Annotated in this window: 2 protein-coding genes; one reads left to right on the top strand and one right to left on the bottom strand. The window is 69.2% G+C overall.

All coding sequences use genetic code 11. The features are described from left to right. Positions 1-277: hypothetical protein (locus TR48_RS44150; protein ID WP_042375680.1), on the top strand; the 277-nt coding region annotated here is incomplete at its 5' end. Positions 278-427: 150 nt separating this feature from the next. Here TR48_RS44150 and TR48_RS44145 read toward each other — a convergent pair. Further along, positions 428-655 (bottom strand): hypothetical protein, encoded by a 228-nt coding sequence (locus TR48_RS44145; protein WP_042375676.1) that lies wholly within the window; start codon positions 653-655, stop codon positions 428-430. Positions 656-727: the final 72 nt, after the last annotated feature.

Below are 727 nucleotides of genomic sequence, written 5' to 3'. Positions count from 1 at the left end.
CGCCCCGGCGTCCGCGTGGACCGGAAGCTACATCTCCTCGGGCAGCGGCCAGGCCTACGTCCGCGCCCAGCCCAGCACCGGCAGCGCGATCCTCGGCATCGCCCCGAACGGCCGCATGGTCGACATGATGTGCTGGACCGACGCCCAGTGGGCCTACGGCAACTACTGGACCAACCGCTGGTACTACGCCACCGTCCAGTCCCTCGGCTACAACAACTGGATCGGCTACGTCCACGCGTCCCTGGTCGCGCACCCCACGACGGTGCCCCACTGCTGAACCCGTTGAGTGCGGCGCGGCCGGGACACTCAGGCATGCGCGGGCGTCGCTGGACGATCACGCGCGTACCGTGTTCGACGTGACCGTCTGCGCCGCAGTCGACCTGGCCTTGTTGCTATGGCTCGTAGTGGTAGTACACCTGCGAGAAGGTCACTGCCCGATGAACGCATCCCAGGAGGAGTCGTCGTCCGGGCCGGTGGCGCTGTCGGCGAGGTAGGCGAAGAAGCAGCCGAAACCGCACAACAGGGCGATGATGCCCCCGCCGACCAGGACCTCCCCCCAGGTATGAGTGCTCCCGGCCAGGCGCAAGAGCTTCTGGGCGATCACCACGAGGACGAAGCCGAGAACGACCGCACCCGAGCCCAGGGCCAGAGGCACCCGGCTCCTGCGCACTGGGGTGGCTGCCGGCGGGGCGGCGGCTGGGAGGGGGGCTTCGCGGGTGGATGTTGC

Origin of the sequence: Streptacidiphilus neutrinimicus (genome assembly GCF_000787815.1) — a bacterium.
GTDB lineage: Bacteria > Actinomycetota > Actinomycetes > Streptomycetales > Streptomycetaceae > Streptacidiphilus > Streptacidiphilus neutrinimicus.
The sequence above is the reverse complement of the archived record's forward strand: the minus strand, read 5'-3'. Positions and strand labels throughout refer to the sequence as shown.